The 1,912-nt window shown below is 39.7% G+C and carries 3 protein-coding genes and 1 pseudogene; all 4 read left to right on the top strand.

What is annotated here, in order from left to right; genetic code table 11:
• Window positions 1-75: 75 nt before the first annotated feature.
• Window positions 76-216, top strand: coding sequence for a hypothetical protein (locus tag LI074_RS16915; protein WP_173697481.1), 141 nt, complete (start codon window positions 76-78; stop codon window positions 214-216).
• Window positions 217-242: 26 nt separating this feature from the next.
• Window positions 243-884 carry a methylated-DNA--[protein]-cysteine S-methyltransferase gene (locus tag LI074_RS16910; protein ID WP_173698451.1) on the top strand — a complete coding sequence of 214 codons (642 nt, stop codon included), beginning with the start codon at window positions 243-245 and terminating at the stop codon, window positions 882-884.
• 32 nt (window positions 885-916) lie between these two features.
• Window positions 917-1,033: pseudogene (locus LI074_RS18255) on the top strand (transglutaminase domain-containing protein); the annotation flags it as partial.
• A gap of 240 nt (window positions 1,034-1,273) precedes the next feature.
• A complete protein-coding gene (locus LI074_RS16900; RefSeq protein ID WP_173698448.1) occupies window positions 1,274-1,777 on the top strand; it encodes a gamma carbonic anhydrase family protein in 504 nt (167 codons plus the stop codon).
• The last annotated feature ends 135 nt before the right edge of the window (window positions 1,778-1,912 follow it).

Below are 1,912 nucleotides of genomic sequence, written 5' to 3'. Positions count from 1 at the left end.
ACTGGCCGCAGGCAGTTATTCGTGTTCAGTATACGGATATGCAGGTACAGGAGAGTGTGACAATAGAGGAAGCGAATGAAGGGGAAAAATAGATGTAATAAACAGCTTAACTTTTTCCGTGTGAGGATAGAGCAGGAACAGTATGATAAGGCAATAATTTTGTTTGAGGGACTTCCAAGAGATTATGAAGATGCCAGAAATAATTTCAGGGAATAAGGGTGAAATAAATGAATCAAAATTGCATGATTACACGAGAAGCAGCGTTGGAATTCGGTTTATCATTTCAGAATACATATACGGAAAGACCTTTCCGTGATCAGAACTGGCAAGTGGTAAGAGCGAGGGAAAACAAAAAAATTTTTTTATGGATTTATGAACGAAACGGTTATGTTAATCTGAATGTAAAAGCAGATCCGAAGTGGCGTGATTTTTGGCGAAGTGCCTATGAATCTGTACAGGCTGGTTATCATCAGAATAAGGAACATTGGAATACCATTATTCTAAATGGGACGGTACCGGATAAAGATATTAAAAGAATGATATCCGAAAGCTATGATCTCGTAACATACAGCCCGACAAAGAAGATTTATGAGGCAGTGAAGCAAATTCCGAAAGGATGCGTTGCAACTTATGGTCAGGTTGCCGAAATGGCAGGGAATCCGAGAATGTCGAGAGCGGTAGGGAATGCCCTCCATAAGAATCCGGATCCGGAGCATATTCCCTGTTATCGGGTAGTGAATTTCAGAGGAGAACTGTCAGGGGCTTTTGCCTTCGGCGGTAAAGATGTACAGAAAAAGCTACTGGAAGCAGATGGAATTGAGGTTGTCAATGGAACGGTAGATTTAAAAAAATATGGATTGGCGCAAAGAGATGATAAACTGTGAGAAAACAGATACGGATGATTACCTATTTACCTTATTATCATTTGGATGCTGCTTTTGATAACGGCCTGAGAAAGGATTACGGAAATTCTGAAATCCGATATGATCATTTTTATTATAAAGAGAAGAAGCTGTCTTTTACCAGACAGGAATTTTGTAATACTCATCAGTTTATTGATCTTCGGCTGACATTGGAAAAAGATGGAAGCGGGTGCCTGTCACTGCGTGACAATGGGGTGAAATTTAATCCCCTGGAATACAGAAACAGGGATACACAATATGGACTTGCTATTATCAGGGGGATTTCAGAGAAAATAGATTACCATTATGTGGCATCCATGAATTGTCTGAATGTGATGATCAGGTGAAGGATCATATATGAGGAATATGAAATGAATTACAGGAATGTAAAAATATCACAAGATGCGAGGATTGCGAAACAGTCAGTAATTGTGGGAGATGTAACAATTGGGCGTGACAGTTGTGTTTTATATTATGCTGTGATCCGGGGCGATGATGCACCGGTTGTGATCGGTGAGGAGTCAAATATTCAGGAGAATTGTACGATTCATGTAAACCATAACAGACCGGTATATATTGGAAATAATGTGACTCTAGGGCATAATGCTGTGATCCATGGCTGTACCATCGGTGACAGAACTTTGATCGGAATGGGAGCGGTAATCCTTGATGGAGTAAAGATCGGAAAGGACTGCATTATAGGTGAAGAAAGCCTGGTTACCAAGAATACTGTGATACCGGATGGCTCTCTGGTAATGGGCAGTCCGGCCAGGATCAAACGAAATCTCACCTGGGAAGAAAAGCTTGGTATTATGGAGAACAGTAAGGAATATGTCACTGTATCTCTGGAAATGAAAGAACAGGGTGTGTTATAGAAAAAAGAAAGTCCGGCAGAAAAAAACAAGTAATATGTTGAGTTAGAGCTTGAATGAAAAAGTAAATTCTACATTCTAATATACCTTGATTTTATGCGGGATTTAATTCTATTTTCGGAGATATACAACTTGATT

The sequence above is a fragment of the Blautia sp. MSK18_10 genome, from assembly GCF_020553185.1.
GTDB classification, from domain to species: domain Bacteria; phylum Bacillota; class Clostridia; order Lachnospirales; family Lachnospiraceae; genus Blautia_A; species Blautia_A wexlerae.
Note: the sequence above shows the minus strand (reverse complement) of the source record. Positions and strands in the feature narration are given on the sequence as shown.